This window comes from Solirhodobacter sp. (genome assembly GCF_964715405.1).
The window spans coordinates 100367-114587 of the sequence record NZ_CBAICG010000007.1; the positions used below are offsets into that span (position 1 = coordinate 100367).

19 protein-coding genes are annotated in these 14221 nt (G+C 68.5%); 6 read left to right on the forward strand and 13 right to left on the reverse strand.

Going from position 1 to position 14221, the window contains the following annotated elements:
* Positions 1-79: 79 nt before the first annotated feature.
* From AC11WY_RS04780 to AC11WY_RS04800, 5 genes are read left to right on the forward strand one after another with little or no spacing between them, the layout of a single operon-like run.
* Complete coding sequence (locus tag AC11WY_RS04780; RefSeq protein ID WP_482923085.1) at positions 80-766, forward strand: transglycosylase SLT domain-containing protein; 687 nt, start codon at positions 80-82, stop codon at positions 764-766.
* 3 nt (positions 767-769) lie between these two features.
* Positions 770-2854, forward strand: coding sequence for a flagellar biosynthesis protein FlhA (flhA, locus tag AC11WY_RS04785; RefSeq protein WP_482923087.1), 2085 nt, complete (start codon positions 770-772; stop codon positions 2852-2854).
* Positions 2851-3624 carry a flagellar biosynthetic protein FliR gene (locus AC11WY_RS04790; RefSeq protein WP_482923089.1) on the forward strand — a complete coding sequence of 258 codons (774 nt, stop codon included), beginning with the start codon at positions 2851-2853 and terminating at the stop codon, positions 3622-3624. Before flhA ends, AC11WY_RS04790 begins: the two co-directional genes overlap by 4 nt.
* Positions 3621-4682, forward strand: a complete 1062-nt coding sequence (flhB, locus tag AC11WY_RS04795) for a flagellar type III secretion system protein FlhB (protein ID WP_482923091.1) — start codon at positions 3621-3623, stop codon at positions 4680-4682. Before AC11WY_RS04790 ends, flhB begins: the two co-directional genes overlap by 4 nt.
* Positions 4682-5029 (forward strand): hypothetical protein, encoded by a 348-nt coding sequence (locus AC11WY_RS04800; protein WP_482923093.1) that lies wholly within the window; start codon positions 4682-4684, stop codon positions 5027-5029. The genes flhB and AC11WY_RS04800 overlap by 1 nt, the downstream gene beginning before the upstream one ends.
* Before the next feature lie 5 nt (positions 5030-5034).
* Here AC11WY_RS04800 and AC11WY_RS04805 read toward each other — a convergent pair whose 3' ends face one another.
* The 9 genes from AC11WY_RS04805 to AC11WY_RS04845 are packed head-to-tail and all read right to left on the reverse strand — an operon-like array spanning position 5035 to position 9575.
* Complete coding sequence (locus tag AC11WY_RS04805; RefSeq protein WP_482923095.1) at positions 5035-5523, reverse strand: flagellar basal body-associated FliL family protein; 489 nt, start codon at positions 5521-5523, stop codon at positions 5035-5037.
* Positions 5524-5535: 12 nt separating this feature from the next.
* Positions 5536-6276 carry a flagellar basal body L-ring protein FlgH gene (flgH, locus tag AC11WY_RS04810; RefSeq protein WP_482923097.1) on the reverse strand — a complete coding sequence of 247 codons (741 nt, stop codon included), beginning with the start codon at positions 6274-6276 and terminating at the stop codon, positions 5536-5538.
* Positions 6273-6692 carry a flagellar basal body P-ring formation chaperone FlgA gene (flgA, locus tag AC11WY_RS04815; protein WP_482923099.1) on the reverse strand — a complete coding sequence of 140 codons (420 nt, stop codon included), beginning with the start codon at positions 6690-6692 and terminating at the stop codon, positions 6273-6275. Before flgA ends, flgH begins: the two co-directional genes overlap by 4 nt.
* Positions 6692-7477, reverse strand: coding sequence for a flagellar basal-body rod protein FlgG (gene flgG, locus AC11WY_RS04820; RefSeq protein WP_482923101.1), 786 nt, complete (start codon positions 7475-7477; stop codon positions 6692-6694). Before flgG ends, flgA begins: the two co-directional genes overlap by 1 nt.
* A gap of 3 nt (positions 7478-7480) precedes the next feature.
* Entirely contained in the window at positions 7481-8206 is a 726-nt protein-coding gene (locus AC11WY_RS04825) for a flagellar hook-basal body complex protein (protein WP_482923102.1), read from the reverse strand.
* 2 nt (positions 8207-8208) lie between these two features.
* Positions 8209-8475 carry a flagellar biosynthetic protein FliQ gene (locus tag AC11WY_RS04830; protein WP_482923152.1) on the reverse strand — a complete coding sequence of 89 codons (267 nt, stop codon included), beginning with the start codon at positions 8473-8475 and terminating at the stop codon, positions 8209-8211.
* Between the two features lie 2 nt (positions 8476-8477).
* Complete coding sequence (fliE, locus tag AC11WY_RS04835) at positions 8478-8768, reverse strand: flagellar hook-basal body complex protein FliE (protein ID WP_482923104.1); 291 nt, start codon at positions 8766-8768, stop codon at positions 8478-8480.
* A 12-nt stretch (positions 8769-8780) separates the two neighbouring features.
* The gene (flgC, locus tag AC11WY_RS04840) at positions 8781-9173 is read right to left on the reverse strand and encodes a flagellar basal body rod protein FlgC (RefSeq protein ID WP_482923106.1); all 393 of its coding nucleotides are present in this window, start codon (positions 9171-9173) and stop codon (positions 8781-8783) included.
* Positions 9174-9182: 9 nt separating this feature from the next.
* A complete protein-coding gene (locus AC11WY_RS04845) occupies positions 9183-9575 on the reverse strand; it encodes a FlgB family protein (protein WP_482923108.1) in 393 nt (130 codons plus the stop codon).
* Positions 9576-9659: 84 nt separating this feature from the next.
* Between AC11WY_RS04845 and AC11WY_RS04850 the strand changes: the two genes are divergently transcribed.
* Positions 9660-10991, forward strand: a complete 1332-nt coding sequence (locus tag AC11WY_RS04850; RefSeq protein WP_482923110.1) for a FliI/YscN family ATPase — start codon at positions 9660-9662, stop codon at positions 10989-10991.
* Positions 10992-11170: 179 nt separating this feature from the next.
* Here AC11WY_RS04850 and AC11WY_RS04855 read toward each other — a convergent pair whose 3' ends face one another.
* From AC11WY_RS04855 to AC11WY_RS04870, 4 genes are all read right to left on the reverse strand, one after another.
* Complete coding sequence (locus tag AC11WY_RS04855) at positions 11171-12004, reverse strand: DUF1217 domain-containing protein (protein ID WP_482923112.1); 834 nt, start codon at positions 12002-12004, stop codon at positions 11171-11173.
* Between the two features lie 20 nt (positions 12005-12024).
* A complete protein-coding gene (flbT, locus tag AC11WY_RS04860; protein ID WP_482923114.1) occupies positions 12025-12429 on the reverse strand; it encodes a flagellar biosynthesis repressor FlbT in 405 nt (134 codons plus the stop codon).
* Positions 12426-12803, reverse strand: coding sequence for a flagellar biosynthesis regulator FlaF (gene flaF / locus AC11WY_RS04865; RefSeq protein WP_482923116.1), 378 nt, complete (start codon positions 12801-12803; stop codon positions 12426-12428). Before flaF ends, flbT begins: the two co-directional genes overlap by 4 nt.
* A gap of 88 nt (positions 12804-12891) precedes the next feature.
* On the reverse strand, positions 12892-14127 hold the full coding sequence (locus tag AC11WY_RS04870) for a flagellin N-terminal helical domain-containing protein (protein WP_482923118.1): 1236 nt from the start codon (positions 14125-14127) through the stop codon (positions 12892-12894).
* Positions 14128-14221: the final 94 nt, after the last annotated feature.

Sequence of the window (14221 nt, forward strand, 5' to 3'; positions counted from 1 at the left end):
CCCTGCGCCGCTCCGCCCCGTTCCGTCGCGCCGGGGACGCCGCGGCGGGCGCAACACGCGGCGCGCAGCAATCGGTTTCGTGGTCTTGCTGGCCACCGGGGCAGAGGCTGTGGCCGGGGCAGACACCGCCGCGCTGTGCGAACAGGCGGCCCGGGATGCGGCCACCACCACCGGGGTTCCGGTCTCGGTGCTGCGCGCAGTCACGCTGACCGAAACCGGGCGTCGGCGGGACGGGCAGACCCGCCCCTGGCCTTGGAGCGTGAACATGGAGGGCGAGGGCCACTGGTTCGACTCCGCCGCCGCCGCCGAAGCCTATGCCCAGTCGCAAGCCGATGCCGGTGCACGCAGCTTCGACATCGGCTGCTTTCAGATCAACTACCGCTGGCACGGCACCGCGTTTCCCTCGATCGCCGCGATGTTCGAGCCTGAGGCCAACGCCCTCTACGCCGCCCGCTTCCTGAAGGAACTCTATGCCGAAACCGGCGACTGGAGCCTCGCCGCCGGGGCCTACCATTCCCGCACGCCCGATCTGGCGGTGGCCTACCGGGCGCGCTTTGATGCCTTCCGCACCGCTTTCCTCGCGGGGGACAGTGCCCCCGGACCGCAGCGACCGCCTGACCCGACGGCCACGGCGGCTACGGCGGCCATTTCGCCGGTCCAACGAGTCGATTACCCGCTGCTGCGGACCGGGGGGGAAACGGTGATGGGCTCGCTTGTGCCGCTCGCGCAGGGCGCGATCGGCCTTCCGATCATCCCGCAGGGATGAGCCATGACCTCCTTTTCCCTCACCCTTCGCGACGTGTTCCGCCCGACGATCCTGCTCGCGTTCGCGCTGATGGCGGTGATCGTGATGATGGTCCTGCCGGTGCCCGCCTGGATTCTCGACATCGGCCTTGCGGCTTCCTTCGCGATCGCCATCCTGATGTTCACCATCACGCTGTTCATCGAGCGCCCGCTCGACTTTTCGGCCTTTCCGACCATCCTGCTCGCCTCGCTGATGCTGCGGCTTTCGCTCAACGTGTCATCGACCAAGCTCATCATCGGACAGGGGCACACCGGGACCGCGGCGGCCGGACACGTGATCGAGGGTTTCGCGAACTTCATCATGGGCGGCAGCGTGCTGCAGGGCGTGGTGGTGTTCTGCGTCCTGCTGATCGTCAACTTCATCGTCATTACCAAGGGCGCGGGCCGGATGGCCGAGGTCGGCGCCCGCTTCGCGCTCGACGCGATGCCGGGCAAGCAGCTTGCGATCGACGCCGACATGGCGGCCGGCGCCATTGACCATGCCGAGGCCCGGCGGCGGCGCGAGCGGGAACAGGCCGAGACCACCTTCTTCGGTTCGCTCGACGGGGTATCGAAATTCGTCAAGGGCGATGCTGTCGCCGGGCTGATGATCACGATGCTGAACATCGTGGTCGGGCTGATCATCGGCGTCGTCGTGCACGGGATGCCGGTCGGCCGCGCGTTCGAGACCTACGCGATCCTGACCGTCGGTGACGGGCTGGTGAGCCAGATTCCGGCGGTGATCATCTCGATCGCCTCGGCGCTGCTTCTCGCGCGCGGTGGGGCCATCGGGGCGACCGACCTTGCGTTGTTCGGCCAGTTGGGGCGCCATCCAGCCGCGCTGGCCACGGTGGCGGTGCTGATGCTTCTGTTCGCGCTGGTGCCGGGGCTGCCGTTTCTTCCGTTCATCGCCGGCGCGGGCGGGCTTGGCTTTGCCGCCTGGGTCGGCCAGCGGCGCGCGCTTGCGGCCGCGGCCGCACCCGAGCCCGCCCCGGCGACCCCCGCGCGCAAGCCACTTGGCGACGTGCTGGACCTCGACGATATCCATGTCGAATTCGCCCCCGATCTCGTGCCGATGGTGCTGGACCCCGCAACCGGCCTTGACGCCCGGATCGCCAACTTGCGCACCCATATCGCCGCCTCCTTCGGCGTGGTTCTGCCGGAGATCCGTCTGACCGATGACGCGACGCTGCCGCCCGGCGGCTATCGCATCCGCCTGCATGGGGTGGAGCGGGCGCATGACCGGTTGCGACCCGACAAGGTCCTGGCGCTGCTGTCCGAAACCGCCGAAGACGTGCCGCAGGGCGAGGACGTGCGCGAGCCTGTCTATGGCGCCCCGGCGCGCTGGGTGGCGCCCGACCTGCAGGAAGATGCGGCGCTGTCCGGCATCACCGTGGTGACCCCGACCGAGGTGCTGGCCACCCATCTGCTTGAGGTGATCAAGGCCAACCTGGCCCAGATTCTGACCCTGAAGGGGCTCCGGCGCCTGCTGGACGAGTTCACCAACCTGACGAACCGGACCCGCGCCGAGGCCAACCGCAAGCTGCTCGACGATCTGGTGCCCGACAAGGTGCCGGTCGATCTGCTGTTGTCGGTGCTCAAGCTGCTGGTGGACGAGCGGGTTTCGATCCGCAACTTGCCGCTGATCCTCGAAGCCATCGCCGAGGTGCGTGGCACGCTGCCCTCGCCCGAAGCCGTGTGCGAGCATGTCCGCCAGCGGCTCGGTTTCCAGCTTGTCGCCGAGATGCGGCGCGCGGACGGCACCATCCCGCTGCTGCAACTCGCGCCCGAGTGGGAGCAGGCCTTCGCCACCCACCAGATCGACGGCGATCGCGGCGGGGGCGACGTGGCTCTGCCGCCGGACCTCTTCAACCGGCTGGCGGGTGCCCTGGCCGAGCGGCTCGCCCGGATCGGTGAGGGCGGAACCTTCCCTGCCGTGGTCACCTCGACGCGTCGCCGCCGCTTCCTGCGCACGGTGCTGCGGGCCAAGGGCCTGACCGCCCCCGTCCTGTCGTTCGAAGAGATCGGGCTGGAGGCGCGGCCCGCCCTCGTCGGCACGGTACCGGCATGACCCTGGCACTGGATGCGCTGAGTGCCGCGATGCAGGGCTGGTTCCTTTCTGCGGTCCTGGTCTTCATGCGGGTCGGTGCGGCGGCGGCCCTGCTGCCGGGGTTCGGCGAGCAAGTGCTGCCCGCTCGAGTCAAGCTTGCCGCCACTCTGGCCCTGACTGCCGTCGTCGCGCCCGCCGTGCAACTGCACATCGAGGTCAGTGGCCCAGTCGGGCTCCTGTTGCCGATGGTGGCCGAAACGGTCGCGGGCCTCGCCATCGGCTTTGGCGCGCGGCTCTTCATCCTTGCGTTGCAGATCGGCGGCACCATCGCCGCGCAGGCCACCTCGCTGTCGCAGATGGCGGGCGGCACCGGGCCGGAGCCGCAACCCGCCATCGGCGAAATCCTGACCATCGCCGGGCTTGCCCTGGCGGTGGCGGCGCGTCTGCACGTGCGGGTCGCGGCGCTCCTGATCCTGTCCTATGATGTGTTGCCGCCCGGCCAGTTTCCCGCCGCCGCGGACCTGTCGCGCTGGGGCCTTGCGCAGATTGCCTCGGGTTTCGCCCTCGCGTTCACGCTTGCGGCGCCCTTCGTCGCGGCGGCCCTCGTCTACAACCTCGCGCTGGGCTTTCTCAGTCGCGCCATGCCGCAGCTCATGGTGACGCTGGTCGGCGCACCCGCGATGACTTTCGGGGCGCTGGCGCTTCTCGCCATCGTGGCACCGCCGGGAGTCGCGCTCTGGCTTCATGCCTTCCAGGGCTTTGTCGCGGCTCCCTTCGGGACGGTGCCATGAGCGACAGCGCGGAGGAAAAACCGCACGACCCGACCCAAAAGCGGCTCGACGACGCGCGCGGGCGAGGCGAGGTGCCGCGGTCGTCAGATCTCTCGGTCGCCGCCGCGTATGGCGGGCTGCTCCTTGTCTTCACCGGTTTCGGCGCCGGGCTGATCGGCCGGATCGCGGAAACCTGCGCCACCATCCTTGGCGAGGCCGACCGCATCGAACCGGGGGCGGTCATCGGACTGCTCGGGCGCGCCCTGCTTCCGGCGGTGGCGCCGCTCCTGCTTGCCCCCGCGGCGCTGGTTCTCGTCGGCTTGCTGGCGCAGCGTGGCATTGTCTTCACGCCCTCCAAGCTGATGCCGAAGCTGTCGCGCGTCTCGCCGCTGGCCACCGCGGCGCACAAGTTCGGGCGGGGCGGGCTGTTCGAGTTCGCCAAGAGCGTGGCCAAGCTTGTCGCCGTTTCGGCGGCACTTTATGCGGTTCTTGCCGAATCGATGCCCAAGATACTGGGGCTGATCGCCCTCTCGCCGGCGATTGCCCTGCAGATTCAGTTGCAGATCACGCTGCGGTTTCTCGCCGTCGTGGTCGCGGTTTCGGCCGTAATCGGGGCGCTCGACTACCTCTGGCAGCGCGCCGAGCACCTGCGCAAGCTGCGCATGTCGCGCCAGGACATGATCGACGAAATGAAGGACTCCGAAGGGGATCCGCATGTCAAGCAGCAGCGGCGGCGGCGTGGCGCCGCGATCGCGATGAACCAGATGATCGCCGATGTCGCGCGCGCCGACGTGGTGATCGTCAACCCGACGCATTACGCCGTCGCCCTGAAGTGGAGCCGCGCCGCGCACCGCGCGCCGGTCTGCGTCGCGAAGGGAACCGACGAGGTTGCGGCCCGCATCCGGGCCGCGGCGGCCGGGGCGGGCGTGCCGGTGCACAGCGACCCGCCCACTGCCCGCGCGCTGCATGCGGATGTGGAGATCGGCGCCGAGGTGCGTCCGGCGCACTATCAGGCCGTTGCCGCGGCGATCCGGTTCTCCGAAAAGATGCGCGCCAAGGCGCGGCGGGGGTGGCGCTGATGGCCGACGCCAAGGGTTTGCCCGGCCTCTCGACCCTCGCGGGCCTGATCCTCGATGCGCGGCTGGCCAACCTGCGGCAGGCCGCCGCGGCGCGCGATGCCTCGCTCGCGGCGCTCGCCGCCCTGTCGCGCGCCCCGGCCGCGGCCGCGGAGACCGACCTTTCGCCCCTGGTGCTGGCCCGAGCTGCCATCGCGTACGAGTCCTGGGCGGATGCGCGGCGGGCCGAGATCAACCCGCGTCTTGCCCGGCAGACAGCCGCCTGGCTGGAGTTGCAGGCCGCGGCCCGCATCGCCTTCGGACGGGCCGAGGCGCTCCGCGCGCTCGTCCGTGCCGCTCCGCGGCGCTGATCCGGTCAGGCGTCCTGCCGAACGATATCGACGATCAGCACGTCGGTCACCAGTGACCCCATCACTTTCACGGCGACTTCCAGCAGCGCGTCGCGCAGAAGCTGCATCTTGTCGCCCTCGGTGAAATTGCCGCTGAACCCGCCCGAATTGGCGTGATCGAAGAGCACCTGCAGGAAGGCGTCGCGCAGCTTCGGTTCGGCCGCATAGACCTTTGCGCCGGTGCCCGTGGCGACCTGCAGGCTGAGCGACAGGATGACCAGCGAGACCACCCGCCCGGATTTCACGATCGGCACGATGAACTGGTTGTTCAGCTTCACATAGTCCTGCGCGCCGTCCGGTTTGCCCGGCTCGCCCTGCGCCGCATCCGCAGCAGGCTTCTCCTGCGCGGGGTCATGTGCAGCCTGGGCAGGTGCCTCGGGTCGCAGGAACAGGCCGACCCCGGCGCCAAGCGCAAGCCCGGCCAGCGCCAGCAGAACGGGCAAAAGCTTGCGCACGGCGGGTTCTCCTCAGAACGGCAGCAGGACGTCGGCGATCTGCTGACCGTACCGCGGCTGCTGCACATCGGTGATCTGGCCGCGCCCGCCGTAGGAGATGCGTGCCCCGGCGATCTTGTCGTAGGTCACCTCGTTCTGGCGGGTAATGTCCTCCGGCCGCACGTAGCCGGTGACGGTCAGTTCGCGAAGTTCGTTGTTCACCCGCACCTCCTGGGTTCCCGCAAGGCGCAGGATGCCGTTCGCCAGTTCCTCGATCACCGTCGCTGCGACCCGCAACGTCAGCTTTTCGTTGCGCTGGATCGTTCCGCTGCCCTGATAGGAACTGGCCGAGTTCGTCGAGACGGCTTCGGCCATCGTGGCGCCGGTCGGCAAGTGACGGTCGATCCGTTGCGGGATGCCGAAGAGCGAGGGGATGCCCATCTTGTCACTGCCAGCGCGCGTTCGCCCCGAGGTGTTCGACATCTGCGCGCTGTCGTCGATCTGGATCACGACGGTCAGGATGTCGCCGCGGTGGCCGGCCCGGCGATCGCCGAACAGCGATTTGCGCTCACCTGACCAGAGGGATGCCGTCTCGGCACTGCCGGCCGATGGGGGGGTGTCGGGCATCGGGTAGTCGGCGGTGGCAAAACGCCCGTCATTCCCGACGGGTGGCGAGAAATCGGGGGCCTTGCCGACCTCGCCGAGCCGCGCGCAGCCTGCGACGGCGACAGCACACAGCAGAAGGGCGACCCGCCGGAACCGCGCGCCCGTCATGGTGCCCCCCCGACGACAACCGTGCCGTCCGGCGCCACGACCCCGGTCACCGTGCTGTGCGAGGCGGTGTTCATCACCCGGATCGTATCCCCCGCCCCGCCGCGGGCGAGCGCGCGTCCTTCGGCCAGGATGTTCAACCCGCCGCTGCGAAAGATCAGCGAGACCAGTTGGTTGCGGTCGACAAGGGCGGGCGGGCCGATGTCGCCGGGCTGGATCGGGCGCCCGGCGTAAAGCGCCACGCGGGCCTCGCGGCCGATGGCTTGGGCAGGGTCGGTCAGCGCCCCCGGCACGGCCGCCGTGATCGAGGACAGGTCGTCCGCCCCGATCACCGACTGCGCCCGCAGCGTATGGGCGGCAATCACCGTGTCGGCCGCGGCCGGGGCGGCCAGAAGCGCAAGGAGGGCGGGTCGCCACATTACCGCACCTGCGTCGTGGCCTGCAGCATCTGGTCGGCTGCGGTGATCACCTTCGCGTTCATCTCGTAGCCGCGCTGCGCGGTGATCAGTTCGGTCACTTCCCGCACCGAATCCACCGAACTGTCCTCCAGATAGCCCTGACGCAGGGTGCCAAGCCCGTTCTCGCCCGGCGCGGCAACCTGCGCGGGCCCCGAGGCGGGGGTCTCGACGAAAAGGTTCGAGCCGGTCGCCTGCAACCCCTCTTCGTTGGTGAAGCCTGCCAGCGTGAGCTGGCCGATCTGCTGCGGCTGCACCTGGCCGGCGAAATAGGCGTAGACCTCGCCGGAGGCATTGATCGACAGGCTCGTGGCGGTGGCGGGAATGGTGATGCCGGGCACCACCGTGTTGCCGTCGGCAGACACGATCTCGCCGGTCGGCGAGCGTTTCAGCCCGCCGTCGCGCGTATAGGCCGAGGTGCCGTCGGGCAGCGTCACCTCCAGATAGCCGCGCCCGTCGATGGCCAGATCGAGATCGCCCCCGGTCTGGCTGAGCGAGCCCTGCGACAGCGTGACGGCGACCGAGGAGGGCCGCACGCCAAGGCCAAGCTGCACGCCGGTGGGCAGCACGGTGCCGTTCGCGGCCGTCACCGTGCCGGGCTGGGCGACGTCCTGATAGTCGAGATCGGCGAATTCGGCGCGGCGCGCGTTGTAGCCGGTGGTCGACATGTTGGCGAGGTTGTTGGAAACCACCTCGACCCGCATCTGCTGGGCACTCATGCCGCTGGCGGCGATCTGTAGGGCGCGCATCGGTTACTCCTGCTTGCCGAGGGTCTGGATCGCGCCGCGGATGCGCTGATCCTCGTTGTCGAGAAAGCTCTGGCCCATCTCGTAGGCGCGCTGCACCTCGACCATCCGGGCGACCTCGGTGATCGGGTTCACGTTCGACTCTTCAAGGTAGCCCTGCCGGATGCTGCCGGGAACGGTGGCGGGCCTGACGCCGTTCTGTGTGCTGAAGGCGGTCCCGGACCGGTGCGCCAGGTCGGTGGGGTCGACCGGCTCGTAAAGACCCACCTGCGCCACCGGCGCGCCATCCGCCGATAGCGTTCCGTCGGCGCCGACCGACACCGACTGCACGCCCGGCGGAACGGTGATCGGCGTGCCGCCGTTGTCGAGCAGCGGGTTGCCGGCGGCATCGACGATCACGCCGTCGGCGTTGGCCGTGAAGCTGCCCGCGCGGGTCAGCCGCTGGCCGTTCGGCGTGTCGAGCAGGAAGAATCCGTCTCCTTCGACGGCAAGATCATAGCGCCCGCCCGTCCGGCTGAGTGTGCCGGGGCTGAGGTCGATCGCGCGGGTATTGGCGGTCGCCATCGACAGCGAGGGCTCGGCCCCGTCAAGGCGCTGCACGTATTCCGAGAAGATCACGCCCTCGCGCCGGAAGCCGGTGGTGGAAAGGTTGGCGATGTTGTTCGCGATCGCCTCCATCTGATCCATCAGGCCGGATTGGCGGGTCAGCGTGGTGTAGACGGTATTGTCCATCGTCAGCCTCCGGCGATCAGGGGGATGATGGTTCCGGTGAAGAAGCCGGTCAGGGTCGCGGTCATGAAGCTCATCGAGGCCCAGAACACGGCCAGCATCAGGCCGACCTTGGGCACGAAGGTCAGCGTGGGCTCCTGCACCGAGGTCAAGGCCTGGAACAGGCCGACCACGACGCCTGCGATCAGCGCCACGGCGAGGATGGGCGCCGAGATCTTCACCGCGATCCAGAGCGCCTCGCGCAGCGTGTCGTCGATCATCGGTTCGGTCATGGTCATACCGGCATCCGCAGGATTTCCTGATAGGCCTCCACCACGCGGTCGCGCACGGTGACGGCGGTTTCCACCGCAAGCTCGGACTGGGCGAGCGCCTGAACCAGGGCGTGCGGATCGGCCTTGCCGACCATCGCCGCCTTGGCGGTATCCTCGCCGGTGCGCAGCGTATCGACGACGCTGTTGGCAAGGTCGGCGAAACTCTGGCCCGCCGAAGGCCCTTGCGGGCCGGGCGCCGTCGCGGGTTTCGCGTCGGTATAGCTACGGGTAGCAAGCAGGGAGCGGATGTCCATTCTGGGTCTTCCTCAATGGCGCAGCAGATCGAGCAGGTTCGACGCCATTTGGCGCGCCTGATCGAACATTCGGAGGTTCGCCTCGTAGCTGCGCTGGGCTTCGCGGGCGTCCGCGATCTCGACCACCAGATCGACGTTCGATCCATCGTAGTGGCCGGTGGAATCCGACAATGGGTTGCCGGGGTCGTAGACTTGCTTCAGCGTGGCCTGATCCAGCGTCACCGGGCCGGGCGTGACGCCATCGGTCTTCTGGCCATCGACCACCTGCGGCAGGAAGGCGATGACCTTGCGGTGATAGCCGGGGGTGTCGGCGTTCGCGATGTTCTCGGAAATGTGGCGCAGCCGCATGGATTGCGCATCCATGCCACTGGCCGAGACCGAAAGAGAGCTGAGCAGATCCGCCATCGCCCGCCCCTACCTCGCCACGCCGAGGGAGAGCCGCAGCAAGTTGGTGCTGCTGCGATAGATCGCGATCGCCATGTCGTGCTGCTGCTTCGCCTCTGCCCCGGCGACCAGTTCGGATTCAAGCGCGACGGTATTGCCGTCGGGTGACTCGGTTCCGGGTTTCGTGCGCGGTCTGGGGGTCGCGTCGGCGCCAGTCCCCGCGGTGGTGAAATGCCCCGGCTGGGTCGCGCGGGGGGAAAACCCGTCGCTCTGGCGGTAGGTTGCGGCGAAGGTCGGCACGTCGAGCGCCTTGTAGCCCGGCGTATTGGCATTGGCGACGTTGCGCGCGGTTGCGGACTGGCGCGCGGCCGCATTGCTGGCCAGCCCGCCCGCCATCCGGAGCACATCAAGGTTTTCAAACATCGGGGCTTCTCCCACGAACCATTTCACCAAGGCTTAATGCTGATTCCTTTAGAAACGGTAAGAAGCGATCGGGAGGTTCGGAAAATGCGCGATATCGGTTTTGACGCTCTGCAGGCCGTGGTCGAGGCGCTGCGGCCGGTGGCCCGCGTTGGTCGCATCGTCGAGGTCGGGCGCGGCACCTTGCGCGTTTCCGGGCTGACGGATGCGGCATCGCTGGGCGACCGGGTCACGATCCGGCGCGCGGCCGGGCCGGATATCGGGGGCGAGGTGTTGCGGCTCGCCGCCGACGGGGTGACCGTTCTGCCCGATGATTCGGTCGAGGGCCTCGCCATCGGTACTCGGGTCGAGCTGGCCGGGCGCAGCGAAATCGCGCCGGACCTCAGTTGGATCGGGCGGATCGTCGACCCGTTCGGTCGCGCGCTGGACGGTCGTCCCCTGCTGCCCGGCCCGGTGCCGCGGGCCCTGCGCGCCGCGGCCCCCCCGGCCGCCCGTCGCCGTCGGCTGGGAGGGCGGCTCGAAACCGGCGTGGCCGTGTTCAACACGCTCCTTCCACTGGTTCGCGGGCAGCGCATCGGGCTTTTCGCGGGCTCCGGGGTCGGCAAATCGTCGCTGCTGGCGAAATTCGCACGCGGCGTTACCGCCGATGTCGTGGTGATCGCGCTGATCGGTGAACGGGGGCGCGAACTCAGGGAGTTCACCGAGCGCGTGCTGGGTCCGGAGGGGATGGCGCGGTCGGTGATCGTCACCGCGACCTCGGACCAGTCGCCGCTGGTGCGTCGCCGCTGCGCCTGGGCGGCGATGGCGGTGGCGGAGCACTTTCGCGATCTCGGCGCGCATGTGCTCCTGCTCGCCGATTCGGTGACCCGCTTCGCCGAGGCGCATCGCGAGGTTGCGCTGGCCGCGGGAGAAGAGGCGAGCCTGCGCGGCTATCCGCCATCTACGGCCCACATGATCATGGCGCTGGCCGAACGCGCCGGGCCGGGGCCCGAGGGGGCGGGCGATATCACGGCGGTTTTCTCGGTTCTCGTCGCGGGCTCTGACATGGAGGAACCGGTTGCCGATATCCTGCGCGGCGCGCTCGATGGCCATGTCGTGATGGACCGGCGCATCGCCGAGCGCGGCCGTTATCCGGCGATCGACGTGCTGCGCTCGGTGTCGCGCAGCCTGCCGGAGGCTGCGAACGCTGAGGAGAACGCGCTGATCGCCGAGGCGCGCCGCCTGCTGGGTGCCTACGACCGGGCGGAACTGATGATCCAGGCCGGGCTCTATGCCGCAGGGTCAGACCCGCTGATCGACGCGGCAATCCGGGTCTGGCCGGGGCTGGATGCCTTCCTTGCCGAGGATGAGTCCGCCGATACCGCCAAGAGCTTCCGGCGCCTGGCGGCCTGTCTCGCCAATTCACGGCGGCCGGGCTGAACGGTTTCGGCCTTGCGGCCCGCGATCCGCAGGGCGCGCCGCCCGATATCGGCGCGTGCGCGAAGAGCGGCCCGGAGTCCGCCAGATTCAGGGGCAGGGTGGCCGGCGTCGACGCCCTGCGGGTTGCCCCTTCGCCCTGTCGGCGCATCGGATGATCGCCGTCGCCGTCGGCGCGGGCGTCAGGCGAAGAGCGACAGCAAGGAACTCGCAGAGCCCGTGGTTGACAGGCCGACAGAAGTGGTGCCGTCGCCCCCGCCGAGAAGCTGCAACGCAATCGAAGCGGCCGTGCCTTGCGTGGCACCCTGCACATCGCTGCGGACGAGGAAACGCTTCACCAGATCGTCGATCTTCGCAGGGTCGGAGAACTGCGAGACCGATTTGTCGCCAAAGGCCTGCTGCGCCTTTTCCTCGAACACCTGAAGCTGGTGGTCGATGTCGAGCGAGACGAAGCTGGACGGCAGCCCGAGCGCGGTCTGGAAGACGGTGCGCATCGCGGGCGTTCCCATCACGGTATACCATTTCGCCGCCTCGGACGCGCTGCCGGAGGCGAGGTTGGCAAGGCCGGTCTGCATCTGGAGGGCAAGTTGCAGGTTGACGTCCTGTTGGCCGATGGCGGTCTGGAACTGCTGGGCCTGGTAGGCTTTGACGATCTTCGCCGCGAAGCCGGGGCCTTGCGTGTTCGGCGTGCCGCCGTCACCGAAGTTGAAGGCCTGCGCAAGCGCGAGGTAGCGCTTGTCGCTGAGCTTGTTGGCCAACGCGGTGGCGCTTGTGATGCCATCCGACAGCACCTTTCGGATCAGGGCGCTGCTGCCGGTCTGGGCGCCCAGGCCGAAGGCTCCGAGGGCGACCTTGAGCAGTTTCGGGTCCGCCATGAGCTGATCGACGGTCGTGATCTTGCCGATGGTCGCGGCGAAATGGTCGGTGTCGCGCTGCTGCACGGGTGCGGCGTCGAAGGCGGTCTGCTGGCTGGCGAGCGTCCGGGTCAGGAACTGCCAGCCGGCGTAGCCGCCCATCGGGAGAACCGGTTGAAAGCTCATTGCGGGCCCGCAGCGAAGAGCCGCTCCTCGCGCGGAAGAAGGCTGCGCAAGCACTTCAGGGCCTGATAGTGCTGGTCTTCCAGCACCGCCGCCGTGGCAAGCGCAAGCTGTGCCCGGCTGTCAGGGTCGGTCAGCACCTGGCTGAGTTGCTCGATGCCGCGCAAGAGTTGCATCCTCGTGTCTGATGCGGCGGCATCGCCGGACAGGACAAGCTGGGCGATGTAGCAGACCCGTCGCACCGGCGTGGAGACCTCTTCGGGGTGGATCGCATCGCGGAGCCGCAGGATATGCGCATTCGGCGTCATGATCGACAGGCGCGAGCGCCGGTCGCCATTCTCGACGACGGCACCGTTGATCAGCACCCGTTCCTTCGGGGCGAGCTTGAGGACGAGGCCGGTCATGCCTCTTCCCCCCCGCCGCGAAGACCGCGCATCACCGCGGTGTTGATGTCGACGAGGACGTCGATCCCCGCTCCGGTGCCCAGCACCTGTCGACTCTGCCGCGTGGTGAATTCGTAAAGGTAGAAGATGCGCGCGCGCAACGCGGGCGACAGGCGGTTCTCGGGGTCGGCGACGTCGCTGGCGAGCGTCGTCCAGAGCCGGAGGTTGTCGTGCAGGGCTTCGGCGAAAGCCGGAAACGCCTCTTCGCGGCGGCGCTCGGTCGCGCGCAGGCGCCGGGTGATCTGCGCGATCACCTCGTATTCCATCCCGCGGGCAGTGCGCAGCGGGGTGCTGGCGGTGGCATAGGCAGTCTTGGCGAGGTCGAGAGCGTTCATGTCGTGTCCTTCCGATGGCGGGGCGGGTCAGGCGGACGCAGGTCCGCCGGGGACCGAGGCACCCCGAGGGCGCCCCGGCCAAGACCGCTCAGCGGAAGAGCGACAGCAGGTTCTGCGGCGCCTTGTTCGCGATCGACAGTGCCTGCGTGCCAAGCTGCTGCTGGACCTGAAGCGCCTGCAGGCGGGCCGAGGCGGCCTCCATGTCCGCATCGACGAGCGAGCCGATCCCGGTCTTGAGCTTGTCGGTCAGGTTCGACACAAAGGTGGACTGTGAGGTGATCTGCGTGCTGGACGACCCGAACGAGGCGGTCGCGTTGATCGCGGTATTCAGCAGCGTCTCGATCGTGGCGAGTGCCGACGTGGCCCCGGCCGCATTGGACACGTTGATCCCCGACATCGCCGACAGACCGCCCGCCCCGGCGTTCTTGAACTGCGCGCCGACGTTCAGATCGTTGGCGCCCGCGTTCGTGAAGGTCAACGTGCCAGGGTTCGTCCCGTCGTCGGAGAAATCGACGGTCAGACCCGCGATGCCGAGCTTGTCGATCGAGTTCTTCAACCCGACCGCCACCATGTCGGAGACCGAGGTGGCGCTGGCGTCGGCCGCCGACACCGTATAGGTCGCCGTCTTGCCGCCAATGGCGACCGAGACCTGGTCGCCCGCGGCCAGCGGGTCCGTGTTGTCGATCTGGATCACGCCCGTGGTCGTGCTGCCACCGCCCGCGGTTCCGTCAAGCGTGAAGCCCGCAGTGTCGCCGGCCGCCGACACCCCCGATCCGTTGGTGACGTCGAACACCGCCTTTGCCGCGTAACCGCCGGTCGACAGGTCGGCCGTGGACACCGCGATATAGGCCGCAGTGATGGCGCCCGAGGTATCGCGGTCCAGCGCCGAAAGGACGTTGATCGAGGCGCCCTGGGAGCCGTCCACCAGGTTGACGCCGTTGAACTGCGCCGCGCCCACGACCTGGCCGATCTGGCTCTTGAGGGCGGTGATGTCGTTGTTCAGGGTGGTCCGGTCGGCGTTGCCATCCTGCGCCGCAATGATCTTCGTCTTCATCTGCGTCAGCAGGTCGGTGACCGAGGTCGAGGCCTGGTTGGCGACGGTGACGGTGGAGTTGCCGAGCGACAGGCTGTTCGAGATGCCCATGAACCCGGTGACGTCGGAGTTCATCTGCGTCGAGATGGCCCAGACGGCGGCGTTGTCGATGGCGCTCGAGACGGATTTCCCGGTCGAGATCTGGTTCTGCACGCCGTTGAGCTGATCGTTGATGCTCTTCAGCGATTGCAGCGCAACCATCGCACTGGAGTTGGTCAGAATCGAAGACATGGTATGTTCCTTTGGACTGTCGGTGCTTTTGCGCCGGGTTTGGTCGGGCCGCGGTCGCGGCGGGATTGGCATTCTGACCGTTGCGGTGGGTGTC

Bases quoted from the DNA above. Each gene is read 5' to 3' on its own strand.
- AC11WY_RS04800 (WP_482923093.1), top strand. From the start codon at position 4,682: ATGGCCGACGCCAAGGGTTTGCCCGGCCTCTCGACCCTCGCGGGCCTG.
- AC11WY_RS04855 (WP_482923112.1), bottom strand. From the start codon at position 12,004: ATGGGCGGCTACGCCGGCTGGCAGTTCCTGACCCGGACGCTCGCCAGC.
- flgG (WP_482923101.1), bottom strand. From the start codon at position 7,477: ATGCGCGCCCTACAGATCGCCGCCAGCGGCATGAGTGCCCAGCAGATG.
- flaF (WP_482923116.1), bottom strand. From the start codon at position 12,803: ATGAACGCTCTCGACCTCGCCAAGACTGCCTATGCCACCGCCAGCACC.
- AC11WY_RS04850 (WP_482923110.1), top strand. From the start codon at position 9,660: ATGCGCGATATCGGTTTTGACGCTCTGCAGGCCGTGGTCGAGGCGCTG.
- flgC (WP_482923106.1), bottom strand. From the start codon at position 9,173: ATGGCGGATCTGCTCAGCTCTCTTTCGGTCTCGGCCAGTGGCATGGAT.
- AC11WY_RS04790 (WP_482923089.1), top strand. From the start codon at position 2,851: ATGACCCTGGCACTGGATGCGCTGAGTGCCGCGATGCAGGGCTGGTTC.
- AC11WY_RS04845 (WP_482923108.1), bottom strand. From the start codon at position 9,575: ATGTTTGAAAACCTTGATGTGCTCCGGATGGCGGGCGGGCTGGCCAGC.
- flhB (WP_482923091.1), top strand. From the start codon at position 3,621: ATGAGCGACAGCGCGGAGGAAAAACCGCACGACCCGACCCAAAAGCGG.
- AC11WY_RS04870 (WP_482923118.1), bottom strand. From the start codon at position 14,127: ATGTCTTCGATTCTGACCAACTCCAGTGCGATGGTTGCGCTGCAATCG.
- flgH (WP_482923097.1), bottom strand. From the start codon at position 6,276: ATGACGGGCGCGCGGTTCCGGCGGGTCGCCCTTCTGCTGTGTGCTGTC.
- AC11WY_RS04830 (WP_482923152.1), bottom strand. From the start codon at position 8,475: ATGACCGAACCGATGATCGACGACACGCTGCGCGAGGCGCTCTGGATC.
- flbT (WP_482923114.1), bottom strand. From the start codon at position 12,429: ATGACCGGCCTCGTCCTCAAGCTCGCCCCGAAGGAACGGGTGCTGATC.
- flgA (WP_482923099.1), bottom strand. From the start codon at position 6,692: ATGTGGCGACCCGCCCTCCTTGCGCTTCTGGCCGCCCCGGCCGCGGCC.
- AC11WY_RS04825 (WP_482923102.1), bottom strand. From the start codon at position 8,206: ATGGACAATACCGTCTACACCACGCTGACCCGCCAATCCGGCCTGATG.
- fliE (WP_482923104.1), bottom strand. From the start codon at position 8,768: ATGGACATCCGCTCCCTGCTTGCTACCCGTAGCTATACCGACGCGAAA.
- flhA (WP_482923087.1), top strand. From the start codon at position 770: ATGACCTCCTTTTCCCTCACCCTTCGCGACGTGTTCCGCCCGACGATC.